Annotated in this window: 23 protein-coding genes and 1 pseudogene; 10 read left to right on the forward strand and 14 right to left on the reverse strand. The window is 64.9% G+C overall.

Annotation, left to right across the window (positions count from 1 at the left end; translation table 11 throughout):
• Positions 1–90: 90 nt before the first annotated feature.
• Genes FJ414_RS19025 through FJ414_RS19035 form a run of 3 tightly spaced genes read right to left on the reverse strand, consistent with a single transcriptional unit; the run spans position 91 to position 1715 of the window.
• A complete protein-coding gene (locus FJ414_RS19025) occupies positions 91–795 on the reverse strand; it encodes a DUF2807 domain-containing protein (protein ID WP_140645891.1) in 705 nt (234 codons plus the stop codon).
• Between the two features lie 30 nt (positions 796–825).
• The gene (locus tag FJ414_RS19030; RefSeq protein WP_140645892.1) at positions 826–1392 is read right to left on the reverse strand and encodes a DUF1700 domain-containing protein; all 567 of its coding nucleotides are present in this window, start codon (positions 1390–1392) and stop codon (positions 826–828) included.
• A complete protein-coding gene (locus FJ414_RS19035; RefSeq protein WP_140645893.1) occupies positions 1389–1715 on the reverse strand; it encodes a PadR family transcriptional regulator in 327 nt (108 codons plus the stop codon). The genes FJ414_RS19030 and FJ414_RS19035 overlap by 4 nt, the downstream gene beginning before the upstream one ends.
• 107 nt (positions 1716–1822) lie before the next feature.
• On the opposite strand from FJ414_RS19035, the gene FJ414_RS19040 reads away from it, so the two are divergent.
• Positions 1823–2818, forward strand: a complete 996-nt coding sequence (locus FJ414_RS19040) for a dienelactone hydrolase (protein WP_140645894.1) — start codon at positions 1823–1825, stop codon at positions 2816–2818.
• A 27-nt stretch (positions 2819–2845) separates the two neighbouring features.
• On the opposite strand, the gene FJ414_RS19045 is transcribed toward FJ414_RS19040, so the two are convergent.
• Positions 2846–3883, reverse strand: a complete 1038-nt coding sequence (locus FJ414_RS19045; RefSeq protein ID WP_140645895.1) for a phosphatidylglycerol lysyltransferase domain-containing protein — start codon at positions 3881–3883, stop codon at positions 2846–2848.
• 239 nt (positions 3884–4122) lie between these two features.
• Here FJ414_RS19045 and FJ414_RS19050 point away from each other — a divergent pair.
• Positions 4123–4457, forward strand: a pseudogene (locus FJ414_RS19050) (GNAT family N-acetyltransferase); the annotation flags it as partial.
• A 241-nt stretch (positions 4458–4698) separates the two neighbouring features.
• Here FJ414_RS19050 and FJ414_RS19055 read toward each other — a convergent pair.
• Entirely contained in the window at positions 4699–6696 is a 1998-nt protein-coding gene (locus FJ414_RS19055) for a PhoX family phosphatase (protein ID WP_140645896.1), read from the reverse strand.
• A gap of 274 nt (positions 6697–6970) precedes the next feature.
• Between FJ414_RS19055 and FJ414_RS19060 the strand changes: the two genes are divergently transcribed.
• The 3 genes from FJ414_RS19060 (at position 6971) to FJ414_RS19070 (ending at position 8389) form a co-directional block, all read left to right on the forward strand.
• The gene (locus tag FJ414_RS19060) at positions 6971–7309 is read left to right on the forward strand and encodes a hypothetical protein (protein WP_140645897.1); all 339 of its coding nucleotides are present in this window, start codon (positions 6971–6973) and stop codon (positions 7307–7309) included.
• 18 nt (positions 7310–7327) lie between these two features.
• Entirely contained in the window at positions 7328–8029 is a 702-nt protein-coding gene (locus FJ414_RS19065; protein WP_140645898.1) for a phosphatase PAP2 family protein, read from the forward strand.
• Between the two features lie 90 nt (positions 8030–8119).
• On the forward strand, positions 8120–8389 hold the full coding sequence (locus FJ414_RS19070) for a helix-turn-helix transcriptional regulator (RefSeq protein WP_140645899.1): 270 nt from the start codon (positions 8120–8122) through the stop codon (positions 8387–8389).
• A 70-nt stretch (positions 8390–8459) separates the two neighbouring features.
• Here FJ414_RS19070 and FJ414_RS19075 read toward each other — a convergent pair whose 3' ends face one another.
• Together FJ414_RS19075 and FJ414_RS19080 are read right to left on the reverse strand one after the other, a co-directional pair.
• The gene (locus tag FJ414_RS19075; RefSeq protein ID WP_140645900.1) at positions 8460–9386 is read right to left on the reverse strand and encodes a DMT family transporter; all 927 of its coding nucleotides are present in this window, start codon (positions 9384–9386) and stop codon (positions 8460–8462) included.
• A gap of 172 nt (positions 9387–9558) precedes the next feature.
• Positions 9559–10410, reverse strand: a complete 852-nt coding sequence (locus FJ414_RS19080; RefSeq protein WP_140645901.1) for an ATP/GTP-binding protein — start codon at positions 10408–10410, stop codon at positions 9559–9561.
• Positions 10411–10523: 113 nt separating this feature from the next.
• Here FJ414_RS19080 and FJ414_RS19085 point away from each other — a divergent pair, with 113 nt between their 5' ends.
• Positions 10524–11309: a helix-turn-helix transcriptional regulator gene (locus tag FJ414_RS19085; protein WP_140645902.1), complete on the forward strand. Its 786-nt coding sequence runs from the start codon at positions 10524–10526 to the stop codon at positions 11307–11309.
• A 180-nt stretch (positions 11310–11489) separates the two neighbouring features.
• On the opposite strand, the gene FJ414_RS19090 is transcribed toward FJ414_RS19085, so the two are convergent.
• On the reverse strand, positions 11490–12422 hold the full coding sequence (locus FJ414_RS19090) for a CHAD domain-containing protein (protein ID WP_140645903.1): 933 nt from the start codon (positions 12420–12422) through the stop codon (positions 11490–11492).
• Positions 12419–12892 (reverse strand): CYTH domain-containing protein, encoded by a 474-nt coding sequence (locus tag FJ414_RS19095; protein WP_140645904.1) that lies wholly within the window; start codon positions 12890–12892, stop codon positions 12419–12421. Before FJ414_RS19095 ends, FJ414_RS19090 begins: the two co-directional genes overlap by 4 nt.
• Positions 12893–12982: 90 nt before the next feature.
• Between FJ414_RS19095 and FJ414_RS19100 the strand changes: the two genes are divergently transcribed.
• From FJ414_RS19100 to FJ414_RS19115, 4 genes are read left to right on the forward strand one after another with little or no spacing between them, the layout of a single operon-like run.
• Complete coding sequence (locus tag FJ414_RS19100; protein ID WP_140645905.1) at positions 12983–13687, forward strand: DUF1956 domain-containing protein; 705 nt, start codon at positions 12983–12985, stop codon at positions 13685–13687.
• Complete coding sequence (locus FJ414_RS19105; protein ID WP_140645906.1) at positions 13684–14637, forward strand: HlyD family efflux transporter periplasmic adaptor subunit; 954 nt, start codon at positions 13684–13686, stop codon at positions 14635–14637. The genes FJ414_RS19100 and FJ414_RS19105 overlap by 4 nt, the downstream gene beginning before the upstream one ends.
• The gene (locus tag FJ414_RS19110) at positions 14634–15554 is read left to right on the forward strand and encodes an ABC transporter ATP-binding protein (RefSeq protein WP_140645907.1); all 921 of its coding nucleotides are present in this window, start codon (positions 14634–14636) and stop codon (positions 15552–15554) included. Before FJ414_RS19105 ends, FJ414_RS19110 begins: the two co-directional genes overlap by 4 nt.
• A complete protein-coding gene (locus FJ414_RS19115) occupies positions 15551–16687 on the forward strand; it encodes an ABC transporter permease (RefSeq protein WP_140645908.1) in 1137 nt (378 codons plus the stop codon). The genes FJ414_RS19110 and FJ414_RS19115 overlap by 4 nt, the downstream gene beginning before the upstream one ends.
• Before the next feature lie 361 nt (positions 16688–17048).
• Here FJ414_RS19115 and FJ414_RS19120 read toward each other — a convergent pair whose 3' ends face one another.
• From FJ414_RS19120 to FJ414_RS19140, 5 genes are all read right to left on the reverse strand, one after another.
• The gene (locus tag FJ414_RS19120; protein ID WP_140645909.1) at positions 17049–18917 is read right to left on the reverse strand and encodes a hypothetical protein; all 1869 of its coding nucleotides are present in this window, start codon (positions 18915–18917) and stop codon (positions 17049–17051) included.
• Positions 18910–19401 (reverse strand): ABC-three component system middle component 2, encoded by a 492-nt coding sequence (locus tag FJ414_RS19125; RefSeq protein ID WP_348640013.1) that lies wholly within the window; start codon positions 19399–19401, stop codon positions 18910–18912. The genes FJ414_RS19120 and FJ414_RS19125 overlap by 8 nt, the downstream gene beginning before the upstream one ends.
• Entirely contained in the window at positions 19389–20393 is a 1005-nt protein-coding gene (locus FJ414_RS19130) for an ABC-three component system protein (RefSeq protein WP_140645911.1), read from the reverse strand. Before FJ414_RS19130 ends, FJ414_RS19125 begins: the two co-directional genes overlap by 13 nt.
• Positions 20394–20773: 380 nt before the next feature.
• Positions 20774–21691: an NADP-dependent oxidoreductase gene (locus tag FJ414_RS19135; protein WP_140645912.1), complete on the reverse strand. Its 918-nt coding sequence runs from the start codon at positions 21689–21691 to the stop codon at positions 20774–20776.
• Positions 21692–21750: 59 nt separating this feature from the next.
• The gene (locus FJ414_RS19140; RefSeq protein ID WP_140645913.1) at positions 21751–23151 is read right to left on the reverse strand and encodes a mercuric reductase; all 1401 of its coding nucleotides are present in this window, start codon (positions 23149–23151) and stop codon (positions 21751–21753) included.
• Between the last annotated feature and the right edge of the window lie 3 nt (positions 23152–23154).

The following is a 23154-nucleotide window of genomic DNA, read 5'->3' on the forward strand; positions in this document are numbered from 1 at the left end:
GTTCAGGCCTTGGGTTTTGCAGCGTGAGCCGGATCTTTGCTGGAGCATGATCTTTTCCGAAAACCGGTTCCCACTTTTCGGGATCATGCTCTAGTGCTGCGAGATGCTGCCGCTGCCGCGCACCTCGGAACGCCGCATCGTCGGATGTCCGTAGATATCGACGTCGCCGCTGCCGGAGATCAGGACATCGGCATCCGCCTGCGCGGTGATTTCGGCATCGCCGCTGCCGCGAATGTCGATCTTCGCGGATTGCGCGGTCAGATCCTTGAGGTGCCCGCTGCCTGAACCAGAGACCCTGAGGTCGATGGTCTGAGCCGTTCCGGCGGCGGTAACACTGCCGCTGCCGCGGATGTCCAGCCGCAGCGCCGGCTGGTTGATCTTGTCCAGGGCAAGGTCGCCGCTGCCCAATATCTTCCAGTCCGTTATCGCGGGCCCCGACAGGGTGACGTCGACCCGGTTGTTGAACCAGCCGGGATTGCAGTCGAGGCTGATCTTGCTGCCTTCCATCCGCACATGATCGACCAGAACCGAATCGCCGCTGACGACGGCTTGCGCCTTGTCCCCGGGCTGGTAGCGCACCGATGCCGGCACGGCGATGGTGAAACTGTCGCCGGCGCTGAAGGTCAGCGTGACCTCTTTCGTGGTGGACGTGGACTTTCCACAAGTGGATTGCTCGCCGATCCACGAGCCGCCGGCATAGACCCAGTCCGGCCCGGAAAGTCCGATGCCCACTGCCAGCAAGACGATTGACCCGATCAGCCCCGCTGACGCGACGAATGCCAGTTTTCCAGTCATTGTCCGGTTCCTTCAACGTGATGACAAAGTTCAAGCCCGGTTGCGGTCAAGCTGTGCCAACCGCGAATGCAGGCGCGCATAGCGTCCGACGACGCGTATGCCGGCATTGAAACCGAGCAGCAGCAACGCGCCGCCGCCGACAAAACTGCTCACCAGCCCGGCGCCGATGAAGAGGCGGCCGAGTGTCGCCGCGAGCGTGCCCGCAGGGTCGAAGAGCAGCGTCGAAAGGACGATCTTGATGCCCAGCGCGCCGATGGCGACGAGCGTGATGCCGAGGCCTATACTGAGGATGACCGCGGTCAAGAGCAACGGCAGCAACAGGACTAGGTCGACGAAGGCAAGGCCGGCAAGCGCGAGCGTCGCCGCCAGCATGTTGGACATGCTCCAATGCGCCTCCAGGCGGCGCAGTCCGGCTTCGGCGCGCAATTCGCGGGCGAGTCTGGCCGGGTCGCCCAACGCCGCCGCGACTTCCGCTTCGCTGCGGCTCGACGCATCGGCGAAATGGGCGCTGTAGTCGCCGACGATGTCGTCGATCTCATGCGCCGGCAGGCCGGCAAGCCCCTGCCGCAGCGTCTGCAGGAAAGCATCCTTGGTCATGGCAGATCCTCGAGAAGTTTGTCGATGGCGCCGGCAAACGCGCGCCAATCGCGGCGATGTGCTTCGAACGCCTGCTGGCCCTGCGGCGTAAGCCGGTAATATTTGCGGGGCGGCCCGTTGCTCGATTCCACGATGCGCGTGGCGACCAGGCCGTCATTCTGCATGCGGCGCATCAGCGGATAGATCGTGCCTTCCCCCATGCCGACAGCGGCGACGAGCTGGCTGGCGATCTCATAGCCGTAGCTTTCGCCGCGCGACAGCACGGCCAGCACGCACAGATCGAGCGCGCCTTTTCGCAATTGCACCTGGATCGAGTCGGTCATGCCAGCTTCCGGTTTACCGGTCGTTCCGGTTTACAAGATAGATATAACAAGCTACCTGCTTATGCAAGGTACTTGTTTATGCAGCCCACCGAACAGGAGCCACTCTCATGAATCACCCACGCTTCCTTCTCGCCGCCATGCTGAGCCTCGCCGCCTCGCTGGGACACGCCGCTGGCCTGAAATTCGTCCACATTGCCGACGACGCCGACGGCCCCGCAATCGACGCGGCCGTGTGGTCGCCTTGCGCCGAGGCTCCTCAAAAGGTGAAGGTCAAGGGCACGACCGTTTCCGCCGTGCTCGACTGTCCAATCGCGGCTGAGAAAATGCCGCTGATCGTCATCTCGCACGGCTATGGCGGCTGGTATCTTGGCCATCACGACACCGCCGAAGCGCTTGCAGACGCCGGTTTCATGGTCGTGGCCATCAATCACCCGCACGCAAATCATGCCGACATGAGCGAAGCGAACGGGCTGAAGCCGCTTCGGCGGCGTCCGGCCGATATCAAGCGCACGATAGACTTCATGCTCGGCGCTTTCCCCGACGCTGCGGGGATCGACGCACAGCGGATCGGCTTTTACGGTTTCTCGCAAGGAGGCTATACAGGCCTCGTCATTGGCGGCGCCAATCCGGACTTCAACAAACTACCCCCGCGCTGCGCCGATCCGAAGGCGGTGAACTGTCCGCCGCCAACAAGCCAGGTCCAGACTGCCGGGCACAGCCTGCCGGCGGAATCATTGACCCACGATGCGCGCATCAAGGCGATCGTCGTCGCCGATCCGTTGAGCGTCGTTTTCCAGACCGCGGACAGCGTCAAGGACGTCCAGGTTCCGCTCCAGCTCTGGGCGTCGCAGCTGGGCGGCGGCGCCGGCGCATCGCCGAAGGACATCGCAACGCTTGCCGGCTTGCTGCCCGCGAGGCCGGACTTTCGCACCGTGCCCAACGCCGTCCATTTCTCATTCCTGACGCCGTGCCCGCCGCAGAGCCGCAACGACGCCTGCGTCGACGCCCCGGGATTCGACCGCGCGGCGTTTCATAAGGCGTTCAACGCGGAGGTGCTGGCGTTTTTCCGCAAGCATTTGATGGATCGGAAGCAATCCCAATAACTGCCTTGGGGCCCGGTGTTTGCCGGCTCAGATCGCCTTCAGCAGGCGCAGCAGCCCCAGCATTTCCACGAAAGTTCCTTTGCGGAAGGCGATGTAGGTCGGCTCCTCGACGCCGTGGAAGCGGCGCTTGAAGGCCGCCTGACCTTGCAGGTTGAAGCGCGAGCGGTTGACCCAGGGCGACTGGTAGGCGCGCTGGAAGGCGCCGCGCCAGAAGCCCGATTCGGCGAAACCGCTGGGTTCGATGTCGAGCAGCGGCGAGAGGCCGAGCGTCACCTCCGAGATGCCCTCCTCGCGAAAGCGATCGACGGCGAATTTGGTCAAGCCGATTTCGGCATGCGGCGTCGCGTCGACCTGCTTGCGCTTGAAGGAGGTGGTGTAGCCGATGACCTTGCCGTCGCGAAACAGCGGGTCGAAATCGAGAATGGCGAGAAGCCGGCCTTCGGGGCCGTGCAGAAGGAAGCGGCGCATGTCGGCGCCGAGCTCTTCGGAGAAGCGGCGGTTGAGGAAACCCATCTCCCAGCGCTTGATGATGCGCTCCTTGCGCCAGTCGGCGGAAAGCTGAATGATCTCCTCCTGCAGCCCGTCGCCCCTGTCCTCGGCGAGGATAAAACCCTTCTTCATCAGCCAGCGTTCGGAATAGCGCACGGTCTCGTTGCGCTTGCCGGAAAAATCATGCGCCGGCAAAAGCAGCCTGGTGTCGATGCCGAGGCGATTGACCTGGTAGCCGAGACCGGCCAGCACCTTGGCGGTATCGGCGCCGACCTGGACGAACCACGGGCCGCCGCCGGCCTCGACGAATCGCTTGATATAGGCCGGGCGGTCGGCCGGGTCGGCGACCGGATCGCCCAGCGCGAAATGACGGCTCATCTTGGTGCCGAAGGCGATATAGCCGTCGCCATCGCTGAAATAGGACAGTTTCTTCTGCACGGCCGTGGAATAGGCGAGCGAGAAATCGCCGTGGCGGCGCACCAGCGCCAGGCGCTCGGCATCGGTCAGTTCGCGCCGCGGAACCTTGGGCGCCACGGCGTCGAGAAGCCTGTCGAAATAGATGCGCAGGGGCGCCATGAGCTCCGCGTGCCAAGAATGGATGACCTGCCGCCCTCAGGTCGCGAATCGCTGGCGACCGCTGCCGGCCACGTCGCGCCAGCGCGATATAGGATGCAATTGGCGGCGAATGAAGGGCAAACGTCCGAAAGCGTCCAGTATCGTCCATCGGCCGGGCGAAACGCGCCATGCGCGCGTCGGCTTGGCGCAGTCCCTCGGCGTCGCGCAACCGGGCGTGACGCGCAGCGTGGCGCTGTTTGCTCGCGTCTCTCACCAAGCCCGGCCCGTTCACGCTGGAGGCGCCGAGCCTCGGCGATTTCTGGGGCATCAGGATCGACGGCAGGCTGGCGGCGATGGCCGGCGAGCGCATGAGGCAGCCCGGTTGCCCGGAACTCAGCGGCGTCTGCACGCATCCGGATTTCCGCGGCCTTGCCCGCCTGCTGTCGGTGTTCGTGGCGGGCCGGATCGCGGCACGCGGCGAGGTCGCGTACCTGCACGCCTATGACAGCAATGCTGCGGGATCGGGCTTTACGAGTCGATCGGCTTCCGCCTGAGGAACAGGATGAACATGGCGATGCTTCAACGCGCGAAGTGACTGCTCGGCTTCGTCATCCACGGGCGGAGCGAGGAGCGCAGCGACGCAGCGCAGACCCGAGGATCCATTCCGTGACATGCGAGCGTTGCAACGTGCAGAATTCTGCTCCGCTGCGCCCTGTGATCGCGGTCACGGCATGGATTGCAGGGTCCGCGACGGAGCTTCGCTCCTGCTTCGCCCTAGAATGACGACGTTGGGGAGGCTTCCGCCAATCCCCAACGTTTGCGCTACCCTCAGCGCATCACACCGCGATCTTGCCGCCGCCCTGCTTTGTAATCGCAACGACGGACGGCCGCACCGGCATGTCCGGCTTGAAGTCCGGCCAGCGGGTCGACGGGTCCTCGTAATAGGACGGGCGGCCAAAGCCTTCCCAGTCCTCGCCGCCGTCGCCCGGATGCTGGACAGCAACGAAAGCCGTCTGGTCGTCCGGCGCGAATAGCGGGCCGCACATCTCGGCGCCGATCGGCACGCGGAAGAACAGTTTCGACGTTGCCCGCGCGGAACCCTCGGTATCGACGGCCCACAGGCCGTCGGTGCGGCCGGTGGCCTTCGGGCCCTGGCCGTCGGTGGCGACCCACAGGCGCCCGGCCGAATCGACGGCGCAATTGTCCGGCATGCCGAACCAGCCATGGGCGGTGGTCGCGGTGGAGAAGGTGGCGCCGACATCGGCCACCGACGGATCGCCGCATTTCAGCAGCACTTCCCATTTGCCCTTGGTGGCGGCGAAGTCGCCGCCGTCCTCGACGATCTCGATGATGTGGCCGAAGGCGTTGCCGGCGCGCGGATTGGCGGCGTCGACCTGCTCGGCCTTGCGCTTGGTGTTGTTGGTCAGCATGACATAGACCTTGCCGTTGCCGGCATTGGGCTGGATGTCCTCCGGTCGGTCCATCTTGGTGGCGCCGAGCAGGTCGGCGGCGCGCCGCGTCTCGATGAGCACGTCGGCCTGGGACGCAAAACCGTTCTCGGCAGTCAGCGGGCCCTGCCCGAACACGATCGGCATCCATTCGACCGAGCCGTCCTCGGCGAACTTCGCCACATGCAGCGTGCCGTCGTCGAGCAGGTTCATGTTGGCCGCGCGGTCATCGGGATTGAACTTGCCGGCGGTGACGAATTTGTAGACATAGTCGAAGCGTTCGTCGTCGCCGAGATAGAAGACGACGCGGCCATCCCTGGCGACGATCGATTCGGCGCCCTCATGCTTGAAACGGCCCATGGCGGTGCGCTTCCTCGGCACCGAAGCCGGATCGTTGACATCGACCTCGACGATCCAGCCGAACCGGTTGGGCTCGTTCGGCTCCTTGGCGAGGTTGAAGCGGTCGTAATGCGCGCCCCACTCATAGGCGCCTTCCGGAATGCCGAGGCGCTTGTAGTTGGCGGCCTCCCTGTGGCCTTCCGGCAATTCGCCCGAGAAATAGCCGTGGATGTTCTCCTCGGCCATCACATAGGTGCCCCAGGGCGTGACGCCGCCGGCGCAGTTGTTGACGGTGCCGATGACCTTGGCGCCGGACGGATCGGCATTGGTCTTGACGCGATCATGGCCGGCGACCGGGCCGGACAGCGCCATCTCGGTGTTGGACATGATGCGGCGGTTGAGCTTGCCGTCGCGCACGACCTGCCACTTGCCGCCCTGCTTGCGGATTTCGACGATCGTGCCGCCATGCGCGGCCATCTCGACATCGACCTGCTCCTTCGAGAGCGGCGCCACCTCGGCGACCTTCTTGCCGTCCTTCTCGACGATCGAGACGATGCCGGGGAACATCAGATGCGGGTTGGTGTATTCATGATTGACCACCAGCAAGCCGTGCTCGGCCGAGCCGTCGATCGGGATATAGCCGACATAGTCGTTGTTGTAGCCGAACTGCCTGGCCTGGGCTTCGGCCGACTGTTTTGCCGGATCGAACGCCGGCGAGTCGGCGAACAGCGGATCGCCCCAGCGCAACAGCACGTCGGCGTCATAGCCCGGCGCGACATGGTGCTTGTCGTCGATGCCGGCCTCGAGCTCGTCGAACTTGAAAGCCGAAGCCTCTGCGGCGCGCGCCTCGTCGGCGGCGATCAGCGCCAGCGGGCTGACGGTGGCGGCAATGGCCGAGACGGCCAGCGAGCCCATGAGAAAGCCGCGGCGCGAGAAACGCGCGGCGATGATCTCGCCCATGGTGCGGTTGTCGGTCGGATTGACGGGCAGGCCGTCATTTTCCTCGAGCAGGCTGGTGCGGAAGCGGGTCTCAGGGGTCACGGTCATGGGATTCCTCTGGCTTCTTGAGGTGGCTGGGATTTTGACCTTTCGACCCCTAAAGCGCGCCGATCACATTTTCGTGACATGACTTCGATGTACCCCCCTCGGTGATTGGCGAAGTCGTCGATGTCGGCCCCTTTCACCCCGTATAGTGACAGGAAGAAGGGGCTTGCCGCGGCCTTCGCCCTATCCTCCACCACCCAGCTTGACGGTTTCGTCCGCTTCGGAAACAAAGGCTGCGGCCGGCGTGGCGACGGCGCATCAAGAAGGGGACGACAAGGTGAGCTTCTGGGGACTAGCACAGCTCGGCATTTCGACGGTGATGTTCCTGCTGGCGGCGATGGCGGCCAAGCATTGGGGGATGGCGCCGAGCCTGGCCAAGCTTCTTTTGACCCTGGCGCTCTACACGGCCGGCAATCTGATCATGCTGCGGCTGGTGCGCGAGTTCGGCATGTCGGTGTCGTTCAGCCTGTCGGCGGTCATCCAGCTCGTCTCGGTCAATGCCGTGGCGCTCGCCTTCTTCGGCGAACGGCTAAACGCCTTGCAGGCGACCGGCATGGTGCTGGCGGTCGCCGCCGTCGCGCTGATCACGCTCGGGCCCTATATGCAACGGCTGTAGCTGGACCCAAGGGCCCGAATGAAATCGACCGCCAACGCGCTGCTCAACAAGTTGGAATTCCCGGTGCTGCTGGCCGGGCTGGCGATCGCCGGCGGTCTATGGGGCCTGGTGGAGCTCATCGAGGTGGCGCACGCCACCACGCCACATGCCTTCGATACGGAAATCCTGCTTGCCTTCCGCCATGCCGGGCAGCCGGACAGTCCGATCGGTCCACCCTGGCTCGAAGGCGCGGTGCGCGACGTCACCGCGCTGGGCAGCACCGCCGTGCTGGCGCTGATCACGACGGCGACGATCGTCTATCTGCTCTTGCTCCGCAGACCCCTGACAGCTCTGTTCATGTTCGCGGCCGTGGCGGGCGGGCAAGTGCTTTCCAGCCTGCTCAAATTCGAGGTCGACCGGCCGCGCCCCGATCTCGTCTCGCATCTCGTCACCGAGACTTCGCTCTCGTTCCCCAGCGGCCACGCGATGCTGTCGGCGGTGACCTATCTGACCCTCGGCTCGCTGGCGGCCCGCTTCCTGCCGGACCGCAGGACGAAAGTCTTCGTGCTTGGCCTTGCCGTGCTCACCACGGTGCTGATCGGCGCCAGCCGCGTCTATCTTGGCGTGCACTGGCCGTCCGACGTGCTTGCCGGCTGGTGCGCGGGCTTCGCATGGGCCATGCTGTGCTGGCTTGCGGCGCGCCTGCTGCAGCGACGCAAAGTAGTGGCCGACAGCGACTGACCGATGGCTGAAGCATATAAAATGATGCTTGAAACATTGTAATATTTACAATATACATCTCCTATAGCTTCAAAAGACGGGTTCCGGCCGATGATCACTGCCGCACAGATGCGCGCCGCGCGGGCGTTGACCGGCATCGACCAGAAGACGCTCGCCGAGCGCGCCGGCGTCTCGCTGCCGACGATCCAGCGCATGGAAGCGAGCGACGGCGTCGTCCGGGGCGTGGTCGACACGCTGATGAAGGTCATCCAGGCGCTCGACGAGGTCGGCGTGGAGCTGATCGGCGAGAACCAGGCCAGCGAGCGCGGCGGCAGGGGCGTGCGCCTCAAGACCACCGCGGCGCAGAACCCGCAGGGCTGAGCCGCCACCGCGGCGGTGCGGAAGAATCGGCGCCGTTGCGGCCGGATTTACCGCCCAATGCCGCGCTCTCTCACATCGCCGCTTCGATCGGCTCGGCAAGCTTCGGATTGGCGCGCGCGGCGATCAGGCAGCCGGCGACGATGAGGCATGCTCCTGTCAGCGTGGTCCAGGCCACCGTCTCGCCGAAGAAGAACCAGCCAAGCGCGATCGCCCAGATGAAGGCCGAGTATTCGGTCGGAATCAGATATTGCGCCTCGGCACGGGCGTAGGACCAGCTCATCAAAAATTGCCCGGCGAGCGACAGCAGCGCCACCGCGCCCAAGGGAAGCCAGAGATCGCTCGGCAGCGCAACCGCGAGCCAGGGTGCTGCGAGACCGAGGATGATCGCGACGAAGAGGTTCTGGAACAGCATGATCTCGACCGGCCTGGCCAGCAGCGCCTGTTGCCTCGAGAGGATCAGATTGTAGGCGTAGAACACCGTCGATGCGAGCACCGCGGCCGTGCCAAGCAGGGCATCTTGCGAATGGCTCGCCGCCCCGAATTTGCCGGCCAGCATGATCGCGACGCCCGCCATGCCGGCCAGCGATGCCCAGACCGCCTGCCGCCTTATGCGTTCGCCCAGCAACAATGCCGCAAGCAAAAGCGCAAACAGCGGCGCGACGAAGCTGAGCCCGATCGCCTCGGCGAGCGGCAGCCTCGCCAGACCCCAGAAGAACGAGACCAGGACGACGCCGACAATCGCGGCGCGCAGGGCATGCAGGCCCAGCACCGGAAGGCTCGGCTTCGAACGCGACCCCGCCGACCAGGCGGCGCCCGCGACCAACGTGGCAACCAGGCTGCGCCACAGCAGCGTGTTATAGACGCCGACCGCGAGGGCCAGGGACTTCATTGCCGCATCCATGCCGGAGAGCAGGAAGATCGCCAGCGCGCATATGAGCACGGGGATCATCGGCGAAACGGCGCCGGTCAGGCTGGATGTCTTCACGGCTTCGCTCATGTGACGGATGGGAGCCGATAGTACGGAGCAAGCGGCGAAACCAGATGGCAGCCGCCACCGACATGACGGTCCAATCCCGATCGGCGAGGCGAAAAACTCGCCTCGCCGCTGCAGTGCCGAGATGCGAAACGCTGTCCCGCCGGCGTTGCAATGCCTCTCCGCCGCGACGTGCTCAATCCAGTGACAGCGCCACGACCTCGCCTTCGCCCATCAGCGGCACGAAGATCTTTTTGCCGTCGGTGCCGATGTCGGCGCTGCCGGGCTTGAAGTGCGCCACCGCTTCCGGCGCGCCGCCGGGCTTGTAGCTGTAAAGCGTGCCGGTCATGTAGGCGGTGGCGTAGATGGTTTCGCCCAGGGCGATGACGCCGTCGAGGTCGGCGAAATTTTGAGCGCCGGGCAGCGGCGTGACCTTCTTCGTGGCGAGGTCGACCGACAGCAGGCCGCCCGGCTCGGCGGTGCTGAAGTCGGTCTTGTTGATGCCCTTGCCCCAGGACGCGACGATCAGCCTGCCGCCGTCGGCGAACACGCCATTGGGCGAGGCGAGCAGCGCGTCCTTGACGAACAATTCCGGCCTGTCGCCGTCGATGCGATAGACCGTGTCGGCCAACATGTCGCTGACATAGACCTTGCCGGCGCTGTCCTGCGTCATGTCGTTGAGAAACACGGCGCCCGGCACGTCGATTGTCTCGACCAGTTTGCCGCTGGCGAGGTCCACGACGCGCACCTTGGTGATGTCGGCGGCATAGAGCCTGCCACCGGCGATCGCCATGCCCTTGGGCGCGTCCATGCCGTCCACCCAGTGGCGAGCGATGACCTTGCCGTCCATCGACAGAAGCGACAAGTAGCCATTGCCGTCCGGGTCGCCGGGATTGCCGGCAATGTTGGAGACGACGATGCGGTTGCGGGCGGCATCGACAAGCGCGGATTCCGGCTGCTCGAAGCCGGTGGCGCGCCAGAGTTCGCCGGCCTGCGCGACAGACACGACGATCGTTGCGACGACGGTGGAAGCGATGAGACGTTTCATGGGTGCTCTCCTGCAATGACGGCGGAGAGCTAGTATTTTCGATACTTTTCCGGAAGCCGGAACAAGATTAGTATCGTTCTTCGATACCAAATCGGATGAAGGAGGCGCATTCCATGAACGGTCCGATCTTCGAGGCGCTGAAACGGACGCTGAAGGCCAAGGGCCTGACCTACCGGACCCTGGCCGAACGCATGGGCGTTTCCGAGCCGACGGTGAAGCGCATCTTCCATGAGCGGAACTGCAAGCTCGACCGGCTGATGGAGATCTGCGCCGCGGCCGATGTCGAGCTGGAGAACGTGCTCGGCGCGATGAACCGGGGACCGGGCCCGGCCAACCGCGTCGGGCCGGAGATCGAGCGCCGCCTGGCGGCGCGGCCGGCGCTGCTCTTCGTCTTCATCATGCTGTCGGAGAAATTCACGGCCGAAGGCATCATGCGCTCGCAAGGCTTGAGCGAAGCTTCGATGTTCCTGTACCTGCGCGATCTCGAGGAACTCGGGCTGGTGGCGCTGGGGCGCGGCCTGTCGGCAAGGCTGCTCGTCGACACGCCGATCCAGTGGGATTTCGAGGGACCGCTGAAGCCGCATTTCGAGATGACCAACAAGAATTTTGTCGGCTGGGCGCTCGGCCATATGGAGCAGGGCGCGACCTTCATCAGCTTTTCCAGGCGCATGCGGCCGCAAACGGCGGAGATGCTGCGGCGCGAGGCCGAGGAGCTCGCCGAGCGCGCCAGGCTGCTTGCCCATCACGACCAGCACACCACGCCGGAGGACCAGCTCACCGGCTACAAATGGACCTTTGCCTTTGGCGCGACGCCGTTTCCGGCGATCATGCCGATCGGCCCGCATCCGAGAGATGCGGGGGCAAAGCCGGCGAAGGAGAAACGGGCGCTGCCGGCGTAGCTCTGCCCCTCTCCACTTGTGAAGGTGTCGCCGAAGGCGACGGATGAGGGGTGTTCCAGGCAGTGAGACGTTGGCGATTGCGGCTTTAGACGAGCGCGTTGGCCAAGCTGGAGCACCCTTCATCCGTCTCGGCGCTACGCGCCGATCCACCTTCTCCCGCAAGGGGAGAAGGAAAGGGCGTCACGCCGCTTTCGCTTCTTCCTGGGGTCCGGCGAGATCGTCGCGCGCCTTGCGGGCGAGTTTTTTGGCCGAGCGTTTCGGGCTGTCGCCGAACAGGTCGGCGGCATCGGCGAGGCAGGCCTTGGTCAGGCTCTTTTCGGAGCGCTTCAGCAGCTTGCGCAGCAGCTTCGTGTCGTCGGCGGAGCCGAGCGGCTCGCCTTCGGCGGCGAGCAGGGCGCGCATGACGAAGACGTCGTGCAATTCGCCGAGCTGCTCGCCGAACCTGTCGACCGCCTTGCGGCGCGCCTTGATCGGCGTCGGCCACAGGCGGCCGAGCAGCGACAGATGCATGGAATGCGTCTTGACCGCCTTGCGCAGGTCGTGAAAGTCCTCGTCCTCGCCACGCGACTCCGCCTTGTCGAGCGCCTTCTTCGCCCGCCGCAAGGTGGCGCGGGCGCCGTCGGCGAGGATGTCGGCGGCCTGTTCCGGCTGGTCGGGCAGGGCCAGCCTGTCGATGCGCTCCAAGCCCTCCCGGCAAGCGGCTATCGCCGCATTGATGGCGGCGTCGAGGCCGGGACCGGCATGGAGCTCATGCTGGCGCAGCACCAGCCGCTCGCGCACGGGATCGAGACCGCCGCCGGCGGATTGTTCCGGAAAGGCATCAGCCAGGCGATCGACGGTTTCGATCAAGGCGGTTGCCTCGCGCGGCCCGGCCAGCAGCGCCGATACCTGCTTATAGCATTCGTTCTCTGTCTGGCAGAACGGTTCGTCCCCTGAACGAACCAGGCGCAGCAAGGCGCGCACACTCTTCAGCCGCTTGCGGCATTTGTGCAGTCCCTGCTCCGGCTTCTCGCGCGCCATCTCGAGATGGGCGATTGCCTTGCCGATCTCATCGGCCAATATGCGCCTGACCTCGCCGGTCAGCGGCAAGCGCGGATCGATGCGGAAGCTCATGCGGCGATCTCCGGAATCCCCCCGAGGGCCAGCGACGCGTTGTAGAATTTCGACTCGCCGGTGACCTCGCGACCTAGCCAGTCGGGCAGCATTTCGTCAGATACGTCCTCCGGCGTCTCCAGCTCCGCGATCACCAACCCCGCGAGCTTTCCGCCGAAAACATCGACTTCATAGAGATAGCCGCGGTGTCTAACATGGTGGCGTGTCTTCTCGATGACACGCCCCAGCGCGAACGCCATCAGTTCCTCGGCCTCGGCAAGCGGGATCGAATATTCGAACTCGTCGCGCTCGCGCGCCCTGTCGCCGAACTTCAGCGTCAGCCTGGCGGAGCGCCCGTCGCTGATGCGTACGCGCACCGTGCGGCCGGGCTGGGCGGCGACATAGAACTGGCGAATGCGGATTTCCGCCTCGACCCTGTCGCGCCAGGCCGGACCGGAGACCAGGAATTTGCGCTCGACTTCCTTGCCCATGGCCGGGCACTAAAGCCTGTGAGGGTCGAGAAGGCAAGCCGACTCGGAGTCAAACTTGACTTTAATCAATCGAATGATTAAAGTCTGAATATGAACAAGCAGCCAAGCATAAAAAGGCAGCCGCGCGAGGCCACCACCGCCGAGCAGACGCGCACTGCGCTGGTGCACGCGGCGCTCAAGCTGTTCGGGCGGCAAGGTTTCGACGGCACCTCGACGCGCGAGATCGCGGCCGAGGCCAAGGCCAATATCGGCTCGATCGCCTATCATTTCGGCGGCAAGGAAGGCCTGCGCGCCGCCGCCGCCGATTTTATCGTCGACACCATCCAGGGGATCGCCGGCCAGGCGCTGGGCGGCGATCAGGCCGCCGCGCCGCCGGAACCGGAAGCCGCCCGCGCCCAGCTTTTCGCAGCGCTCGAACGGATGGTGGGCTTCGTCGTGGCCAGTCCGCAGGCCGGCGAGATCGTACAATTCGTACTTCGCGAGCTCTCGCATCCGACCGCCGCGCTCGACCGCATCTATGCCGGCGTGTTCGAGCCGACGCACCGGCGGCTGTGCCAGATCTGGGAACAGGCGACCGGCGAGCCGGCCGAGAGCGAGGCGACCAAGCTCACCGTCTTCACCATGATCGGCCAGGTCATCTATTTCCGCATCGGCCGCGAGGCGGTGATGCGCCGGATGGGCTGGCGCGGGATCGGCAATGAAGAGGCCGCCAAGGTGGTGGCAGTCACGACCGACAACCTCAGGGCGATGCTGGCGGCACGCGATGCGCGCGCCGGCAAGAAGGGCAAATCATGAGCTTTCTCTGTTCGCTGCCGCTCGCGGCCCAATTGTTCGGCGCCTGCGCGCCGGCGGCGCCCTTGGCCGTCGGCTATGTCGAAGGCGAATATGTGCTGATGGCGCCGATCGAAGTGGCCCAGGTGGCGACGGTGACGGTCAGGCGCGGCGACCGCGTCGAGAGCGGCACGCCGGTGGCGACGCTCGAGGACGCCGACGCCAAGATCGAGGTCGCGCAAGCGCAGGCGGCGTTGGCGCAGGCGCAGGCCCAGCTTGCCGACCTGCAGGTCGGCAAGCGCCCCGAGGAAATCGCGGTGCTCAAGGCCGAGGTCGACATGGCAAAAGCCCAGGCCGCCGACGCCAAGCGCAAATATGACCGTGCCAGCGATCTCTACAAGCGCGGCACCGGCACCCAGGCCGACTACGACACCGCCTCGGCTTCGCTGGAGACCGCCACGGCCCAGGTCGGCCAGGCGGAAGCCAATCTCGCCGTCGGCAATCTGCCGGCGCGGGCCGAGACCATCAAGGCCGCCGACAACCAGGTCAAGCAGGCGCAGTCGACCCTGGAGCAGGCCGAGTGGCGGCTGTCGAAGCGGGTGCTGACGGCACCCTCGCCCGGGCACGTCAACGACGTCATCCGCAATCCCGGCGACACCGCAGGGCCGACCGCTCCGGTGATCTCGGTGCTGCCGGACGGCGCCGTGAAGCTCAGCGTCTATGTGCCGGAAAGCGCCTTCTCGTCGGTCAAGGTCGGCACCGAGCTCAACGTCCATTGCGACGGCTGCGGGACGGGGCTTAAGGCACGCGTCAGCTATGTCTCGCCCGATCCGGAGTTCACGCCGCCGGTGATCTATTCGCTCGAGAACCGGCAGAAGCTGGTCTATCTGGTCGAAGCGCGGCCGGACGGCAATGCCGGGCCCTTGCAGCCCGGCCAGATCGTCGATGTCGATCTCGCGGATCTCGGGCAATGAACGCAATCGACGTTCGCGGCCTGGTCAAGCGCTTCGGCGACAAGACCGTCGTCGACCATGTGACGATGACGGTGGCCGAGGGCGAGATCGTCGGCTTCCTGGGGCCGAACGGCTCGGGCAAGACGACGACCATCCGCATCATGTGCGGGCTGCTCACGCCGGACGAAGGCGACGGCACGGTGCTGGGCTTCGACATCCGCACCGACGCGCTCAAGATCAAGCGCGAAGTCGGCTACATGACGCAGAAATTCTCGTTCTACGAGGATTTGACGATCGGCGAGAATCTCGAATTCGTGGCGCGACTCTACCGGCTGAGGCCTGTCGAGGAGTATGTCGCGCGCACGCTTCAGGAGCTCGGCCTGGCGAGCCGCCGCGACCAGCTGGCCGGCACGCTTTCCGGCGGCTGGAAGCAGCGGCTGGCGCTGGCCGCCTGCATCATGCACAAGCCGAAGCTGCTCCTGCTCGACGAGCCGACGGCCGGCGTCGACCCGAAGGCGCGGCGCGAGTTCTGGGACGAGATCCATCGGCTGGCCGGCGGCGGGCTGACCGTGCTCGTTTCCACCCATTACATGGACGAGGCCGAGCGCTGCCACCGCATCAGCTACATCTCCTACGGCAAGATGCTTGCCACCGGCACGGTGGACGAGGTGGTGAAGAATGCCGGGCTGACCACTTTCGTGCTGCAGGGGCCGCGGCTCGACCAGGTGGCCGAGGCCCTGCAGGGCCGTCCGGGCGTCGACCAGGTGGCGCCGTTCGGCGCCACGCTGCATGTCGTCGGCTCCGACAAGGCGGCGCTCGAAAAGGCGCTCGCCGATGTCGAGAAGGAGCATAAGGGCGTCACGGTGAAGCCCGGCGAGACAAGCCTCGAGGATGTGTTCATCCAGTTCATGTCCGGCTCGAAGGACAACATGGCATGAACGCGGTCTTCTCCTTCGCCAGGCTGGGCGCGCTGCTGATCAAGGAATTCATCCAGATGCGGCGCGACCGCATCACCTTCGCCATGATGCTGGGCGTGCCGCTGATCCAGCTGGTGCTGTTCGGCTATGCGATCAACAACGACCCGAAGAGCCTGCCGGCAGCTCTTGTGGCGACCAGCAGCGATCCCTATACGCGCGCCATGGTCTCGGCGCTGCAGACGACGGGCTACTACCGCTTCGACCATGTCGCGCAAAGCGCGGACGAGGCCGAATTCCTGATGTCGCGCGGCGATGTCTCCTTCGTCGTCACCATTCCCGCCGATTTCGCCCGACGGGTGGAGCGCGGCGACAATCCGCAGATCCTGATCGAGGCCGACGCCACCGATCCGGCGGTGGCCAGTGGCGCGATCTCGACGCTGGGCACCGTGGCCGGCCAGGCGCTGCTCAGGGCGCAAGGCACGCAGGAGACCGCCAAGGAGGCGGCGCGCGGCCAGCTCGATGTCGTCGTGCACCGGCGCTACAATCCCGAGGGCATCTCGCAATACAACATCGTGCCCGGCCTGCTCGGCGTCATCCTGCAGATGACGATGGTGATGATGACCTCGATCGCGCTGACGCGCGAGACCGAGCGCGGCACGATGGAAAACCTTCTGGCCATGCCGTCGAGCCCGCTGGAGATCATGCTGGGCAAGGTGCTGCCCTATCTGGTGGTGGGCGCGGTGCAAGTGGTGGTGGTGCTGGCCGCGGCGAAGCTTCTGTTTGCCATCCCCTTCACTGGCTCGCTTTCTCTGTTGTTGTCAGCGGTGCTGGTGTTCGTGCTGTCGCTGGTGCTGCTCGGCTACACGATCTCGACGATCGCGCGCACCCAGATGCAGGCGCTGCAGCTCACGTTTTTCTTCTTCCTGCCCTCGATCATGCTGTCGGGCTTCATGTTCCCCTATCGCGGCATGCCGGGCTGGGCGCAGACCTTTGGCGAGATCTTTCCGCTGACACATTTCCTGCGCATCACCCGCGCGGTGATGCTGAAGGGCGCGCAGCTCCCAGCGGTGGCGACCGAGATCGGCTGGCTGGTGGTGTTCGTGGCGCTGTTTGCCGGCGTGGCCCTGGTGCGGTTCAGGCGGACGCTGGATTAGGGGCGGAGGACAACGCGGGGCGAGCGGGAGTGGGTCGAGACGGTCCTTTGTTGTGGTCAGAACCGGACATCGATGAACGGCATGTTCTAAGCCGGATCAGGCCCCGAGCCAGGCAATGGCTGCTTTGCGCCTATGGCGGACGTGCGCGTGAAGTGTACAATCAGCCAGAAGCGGGCGTTCAAGCTCGTTTCGACGAATGGCCGCAATGCGCCACAAGCGGACCTCACCAATCACGCGGAGTTCATCCGTTGCCGATATCCTAGTGCCCACATCACGGTTGCTGGCTATGAACGCATCCGACGCCCGTGAGTAAATCGCGATTGCATGGCCTGTTGCCACGGCGCAGTCAGCATCGAAAGTGTCAGGTACCCAACACCGGGAAAAGCCCTCGCCTGCCGGCTTTCGAGAACACGATCGTCCGGGGCATGAACTCCTTGGGCGGCGTTTTGTTCTCGATGATGTAGATCTGGCAAAAGCTCGAAACCGAAGCGAGATGCTTGTAGAAGCGCTCGTCGAGCGACGTCGCGGCGATCGCTCGCTCCTCATCGGTCAGCGGCTCGTCGTCGTCCAGCTCTTCCCGGTACGTGAGCAGCGGCGAGTCCAGTACCAAGAACCCAGGGTGAGGCAGCCCCTCGCCCTTGCAATAGACCGCGTAGGCGACCGAGAACGCGGAATGCAGCAGCGCCTTGACGCCCTTGCCGTTGCGGCCGCGAGCCTTACCATTGATGGCAATGTCGTAGGTCTTGTCATTCCACGTGACCGCCTCGAGCCCAGGATACCCCCAGACGTCCAGCACCTGTTGAACGATCTGGGCAAACTTGTGTCCGGTCGGCCCGTCGATCCCGATCGTGAGCCCGGCCGCCTTCTGCTTGCCGTGCTTGACCGTCGCAATAGCCGCCCGCTTGGCGTCGAGATCGCTGCGTCGAACCGACAGGGCAATGACGCGATCGATTCCCTCGAACAGCGTAACGTCGCCAGTATAGCCCGTGCGCAGGTTCGCCTCTCTCGGCCTGAGGCGTTGAATTTCCTCGAAGTGCCCGCGGGCTTCGGCGCTGAGTGTGCGGCCGCGGTTCTCGAGCCCTTCGGCTTCGGCCGTCAAGCTGGCGAGGGTGACTTCGAGATCACTCATGTCCCGTCGGATCTTGGCGATCTCCGCCCGCGCGGCCGTGAGCTGCAGGTCCACATCCCCCAGCGGGTGAGGCTTGTGCTGATGACCGGGCAACGCTCCGCAGAGCGGGCACGGCTGGTCTTCGAACCGCTGCAGCAGGAAGCCGCCTTCCTCGATCGCCTCGAGTCGGCGGATATCGGTCTCATACGTACTCTTGAGGTCGAGAAACCGTTGCCGCATTGCCCTCAGCTGCGCGGCGTGGGCTTCGGCCTCGCCCTGGGCGTTTAAGGCTTCACGTCGCAGCACAGACAGCTCGTCAATCCGCTCCTGGGCGTCCGCCAAGTCCTCGCCGATTGTCTCAAGATGAGATTGCAGGCGATCGCGCTGTGCGACCAGCTCGGGTACATTGCGAGTACCCAGTTCGCGGTCAAGGTCGGCGATCATCTCGTCGAGCAGCTGGAGCTTGCCCGTCTTGCCCGCGTCGAGCGTCTTCTTGTCCGGAATCTTGGCGATGGCGGAATCGTCCCGGCCGGTCAGAAGGAACCTGAACGCGTTCTTGTTGAGCGTATCGCTGCTCTTGGGATTGATCTCGGTAGGCGACTTGCCGCTGAGCATCCGGTCCTCGGTGACCAGCACGTAGGGCATGAAGAAGCGGAAGCTGAAGGTGTCGAGCTTGGCCGCCTGGGTCGAGGCGATCTTGATCGTCCCCAAACCCACTTTGGCGAGCAGGAACTCCGACAGGCTGCCGTCCTTGGACTTGCCACCCTTGCCATGAACCGGATCGAGGACCTGGCTTTCTCGACCGTCCGGGATGCCATCCGGAGCTAGACCGTCGAAAACCTCGATGTCACCCCCGCGCAGCGCACGTCGCAGCGTGACGCTGGTGCCGTCCGCAAACGAGAGGCCGAGCAAGGCCGACTCGTACTTGTCGCCTTCGGGCGGCGTCTCCGGCGTTTCCCCGCCGAACATGAAGTTGAGCGTGGCCACGGTATAGGTCTTGCCCGTGTTGGAGCCACCCCACAGGATCGACAGGTCGTCGTTGAACGCGATTCCTACGGTCGCGAGGCCGGACCCGGTGTAGGTGAGGTGTTCGAGCTGCATCAATGGCGATCGATCAGCCATTCGGCAGCCCCGCTTCTGTCTGGAATTCGAGGCTCCACCGATCGATCAGATCCCGCATCGAGGCAAAGGCGGCTGCGCCGTCGTCATGGACGCGGCCGGCGAGCCAGCTCGCGCGGTCCGAAAGGTCCCGATTGTAGTCCGAGTTCAGGAGCTTCACGAAGGCCGGTGCGTGATCGCCCGAGACGAAGCTGATGCCGTCGGCGGCCTCAACAACCTCGATCAGGCTCACCCGCAACAGCATGTGCAACGCTTCCTGTATCAGCGTGCGGCGAACCCGATACTCCCCGACACGCTCCGGCAGCGCCGGGTGAAGGCTATCGGGGCCGCCCAGATCGGCGGTGTGGACGACGAAGTAATCGAGCAGCGCCAGGGAATCGAGATCGAGCTTTTCCGGATAGAACGCTTCCAGCAAGATGAGCGAACGAAGACCGGTCTCGACCGAACCGTTGAAGACCGGCGTTGGGATATGCCTCAGCGTTTCCACGGCAGTACCCCGTCATTGGCGAGGTGATGGCAGGTACCCTGCTTGACCAAAACGTTGGCTCGATTGTGCCGGCCAAAGATGCCGGAGATTGGAAGCGAGCCGGCCGCAGTCATCACGTCCCGCACTCGTCCCAGGCCCGTCGTCTGCGAATGCACACCGAAAACGCCGTAGAGGATTTCGTCGGTAAACTTCTCTACGTGCTGCGGATCGATGTTGTCGCGGAAGTGGCGGCGGAAGGCATCGGCTTCGAAGTACCGCCGCCGCTGCATAGTCAGGTCAGGGCCATGGCTCGCGTGACGAAGGATTTCTGCCGCATCGGCGAAGGGGCGGCCCTCGCTATCGGAGTAGACACCAATGAGCTGTTGCACGTAGCCCTCGTCAGACGAGATATCGGTTGGAACGACGCCCGACGGCGCTTCACCCGGATCGTCTCCAAACGCGTCGGCGAGGACAAGGTTGATATCGTCCATCGTGAGGATCTTCGGCAGGTCAATGCCGGCGATGTTCTGGAAGGGGTAGGCTCCGATGACTGCGCGGAGCTTGTCGGTGAGGACAACGGGCGGGCCCGTGCGGATGCGTCGAGCGCATCGTGCGTCCCATTCGTCCAGCATTTGCTGCTTGAACGAGCTGGGGCTGAAGAGGAGCTTCTCGGCTTTGCGGTTGAAGCCCTTCGGAGCGACGAAGAAATAGGCCGCCGGCGGCGTAAACTCGCCTTCCGAGGCATGGAAGAGGATCTTTGCGATTTCCTCATACATCATGGCGTCGTCGACGCGCTTGCTGAGCATCTTGCACTGGTAGTTGTCCCATTCGCCGTCATGTCGGTCCAGCGTGCGAAACCCTACGGCATCGCGACCCAGGTCATTCGCGTTCCCGAAAAGATGATGATCTGGGTACTTCTTGATCTGGCGAGCCACCCAGCGGTGGACAAAGACCTCGAGTTCCTTGTCTTCCATCGCCAGAATGCTCCGGCTGTAGGAGAGATTGCTTTTCACGCCGGCCCCACCGCTCAAGTGTGCTGTTCAACAGCTTGCTGCATTACAAGTCAATATCCTCATACTGCCGGTACCTTTGATCAAGGATAGCCGTGGTAGCTTGACAGCGCGAGCGTCCGCTCTGAGCCAGAAGCCGCCGTCGAGCTCAGCCGCTTTACGGCAGCAATCAACCCTCGGCGCCCATGAGCGGACAGTCGGCTGGCGGCCCCAAAGCGGGTCCAACCGCGCGACAACTTGAAAGCCCCTCGCCGCCGCTGCATTAGGGGCGGAGGACAATTGCAAGGGGCGAGCGAGAGTGGCTCGAACGGCCTTGTTGTGGCCAGAACCGGATATCGATGAACGGCATGTTCTATCCATGAGGAGGGCAGAACCGTTCGTGCTCACGGACGAACGCGGATGATCGTCTTTCCCTTGCGCCGCTCGGTGGGGTTGAAGGCGGCGACGGCATCGTCGAGGGTGGAGACGTTGCCGATGTTCGTCCGCAGACGTCCGTCCCGCACCCGCTGGACGATCTCGCTCAACTGGGCACGATCGGACTCGACGACGAAGTCGACCGCCAGGCCGTCAGCGGGCCGCGCCTCTACCGGCCCGACGACGGACACCAGCGTTCCTCCGGCCCGAACCATGCCTGCGGACCGCTTACCGATGTCGCCGCCGATGACGTCGAACACCAGATCGACTTTGCCGGCGTCTTGCAGGGCGTCATTGCCGAGGTCGATGAACTCTCTCGCGCCGAAGTCGAGCACCGCCTGACGGTCGGCGGCGCGTCCGGTGCCGATGACGTAGGCGCCGGCCTCTCGCGCGAGTTGCGTCACCATCGACCCGACCGCGCCGGCCGCGCCATGCGCAAGCACGCTCTGCCCGGCCCGGAGGCGGCCGTGCTCGAACAGCCCCTGCCAGGCGGTCAGGCCCGAGATCGGCAGGCTCGCGCCCACCGTGAAGTCGACGTCGCCCGGCAGCGGCGCGAGGTTGCGCGCCTCGATGGCGATATACTGCGCCAGGGTGCCGTCGCGATACCAGTCGGCGAGGCCGAACACCCGCTGTCCCACCGACAGCCCCGTCGTGCCATAGCCGAGGGCGGTGACCACGCCGGCCAGCTCGTGCCCGGGGATCGACGGTGTTCGGTCACGGTCGCGGCGATCGGTCCAGGTCGAGGGCCACGCCAGCTCGGTCGGGACGAATCCCGACGCATGAACCTGAACCACGACGTCGTTTATCGCTGCCTGCGGCTCGGGCCGCTCCACCAGCGTCATCCCGGCCGTTCCCGCGGCCTGGTCCGTCACCACGATTGCCTTCATGATAATTTCCTCCTCGGTTATTTGTCTCTCCGGTGGCTCCCCGGGATGAAGCTTCCAACCTATTGTCCGGATCTCGGCGGCAGGTTCGCCAGCAGGGGCCCAAGTCCCTCCGCGATCGTCAAATGCGTGATGACGGCGTCGCGCAGCTTCGGATAAGGCAGGTTCGCCAGCATCGCCGTCTGCACCGCCGCCAGCACCTCGCCTGCCTCGGAGCCGATCATCGTGAAGCCGAGGATATTGTCGTCATCGCCGGCCACGACCACCTTCATAAAACCCTGCTTTTCGTCCGTCGCTTCGGTGCGCAGCACGGCGCTCATCGGCAGCTTGGCGACGCGCACGATGACGCCCTGGCGCTGCGCTTCGCCCTCGCTCAAGCCGACGCGGGCGAGCGGCGGATCGGTGAACATGGTGTAGGGCACCAGCCGGTCGCGTGTCGTGCGATGGCCGCCGGCCAGATTGTCCCGGATGATGCGGAAATCGTCGACCGAGACATGCGTGAATTGCGGACTGCCGGCGCATTCGCCGAGCGCCCAGACATCGGGCGCGACGGTCTCCAGCCGCTCGTTGACCCGGATGAAGCCACGGCTGTCCAGCGCCACGCCGGCCTCTTCGAGGCCAATGCCGGCGGTGTTCGGCACGCGCCCGACGGCAGCGAGCAGATGGCTGCCCTCGATCGTCCGCTTGCCCGAAGCCGTGCGTATGGTCACGCTGACCTGTTCGCCGGAGCGGCCATGCACGCCAAGCGGCTCGGTGCCGACAAAGAACTCGATGCCTTCGTCCTCGAGAAGTTTCCGCATCTCGTCGGCGACGTCGCGATCCTCCCGGCCGATAAGCTGAGGCCCGGCTTCGATCACCGTCACCCGGCTGCCGAAGCGGCGATAGGCCTGCGCCAATTCGAGGCCGACATAGCCGCCGCCGAGCACGATGAGATGCGGCGGCAGGATGTCGAGCTCGAGGGCGCTGATATGGGTGAGCGGCTGGGCTTGCTCGAGACCGGGAATGCCGGGAATCGCCGCATGCGTGCCGACATTGATGACGACCTTGTCGCCGGTGAGCACCCGCGTGCCGCCGTCGTTCAGCGCAACTTCGATCGTCTTTTGTCCAACGAAGCGGCCGCTGCCCATGATCAGCTCCGCGCCGCTGGTCTTATAGGCATCGAGGTGGAAGGCGATCTCGCGATCGACCATCTCCTGCTTGCGCCGGCGAACCTTCGCCATGTCGGTCGAGACGGGACCGGTCGACGTGCCGAACTGGCCGGCGTTGTAGGACAGGTAGGCGACCCGCGCGCTCCACACCTCATTCTTGCTGGGCATGCAGGCCACCGCGGGACAGGAGCCGCCGACCCATCGGCGCTCGACGACCGCGACGCGCTGGCCGGACCGGCCCAGATGCCAGGCAAGCGCCTTGCCGCCCTGGCCGCTGCCGAGGATCAGAAAATCAAAATGTTCTGGTTGGGGCATGAG

This window comes from Mesorhizobium sp. B3-1-6, assembly GCF_006439555.1.
Lineage (GTDB): Bacteria > Pseudomonadota > Alphaproteobacteria > Rhizobiales > Rhizobiaceae > Mesorhizobium.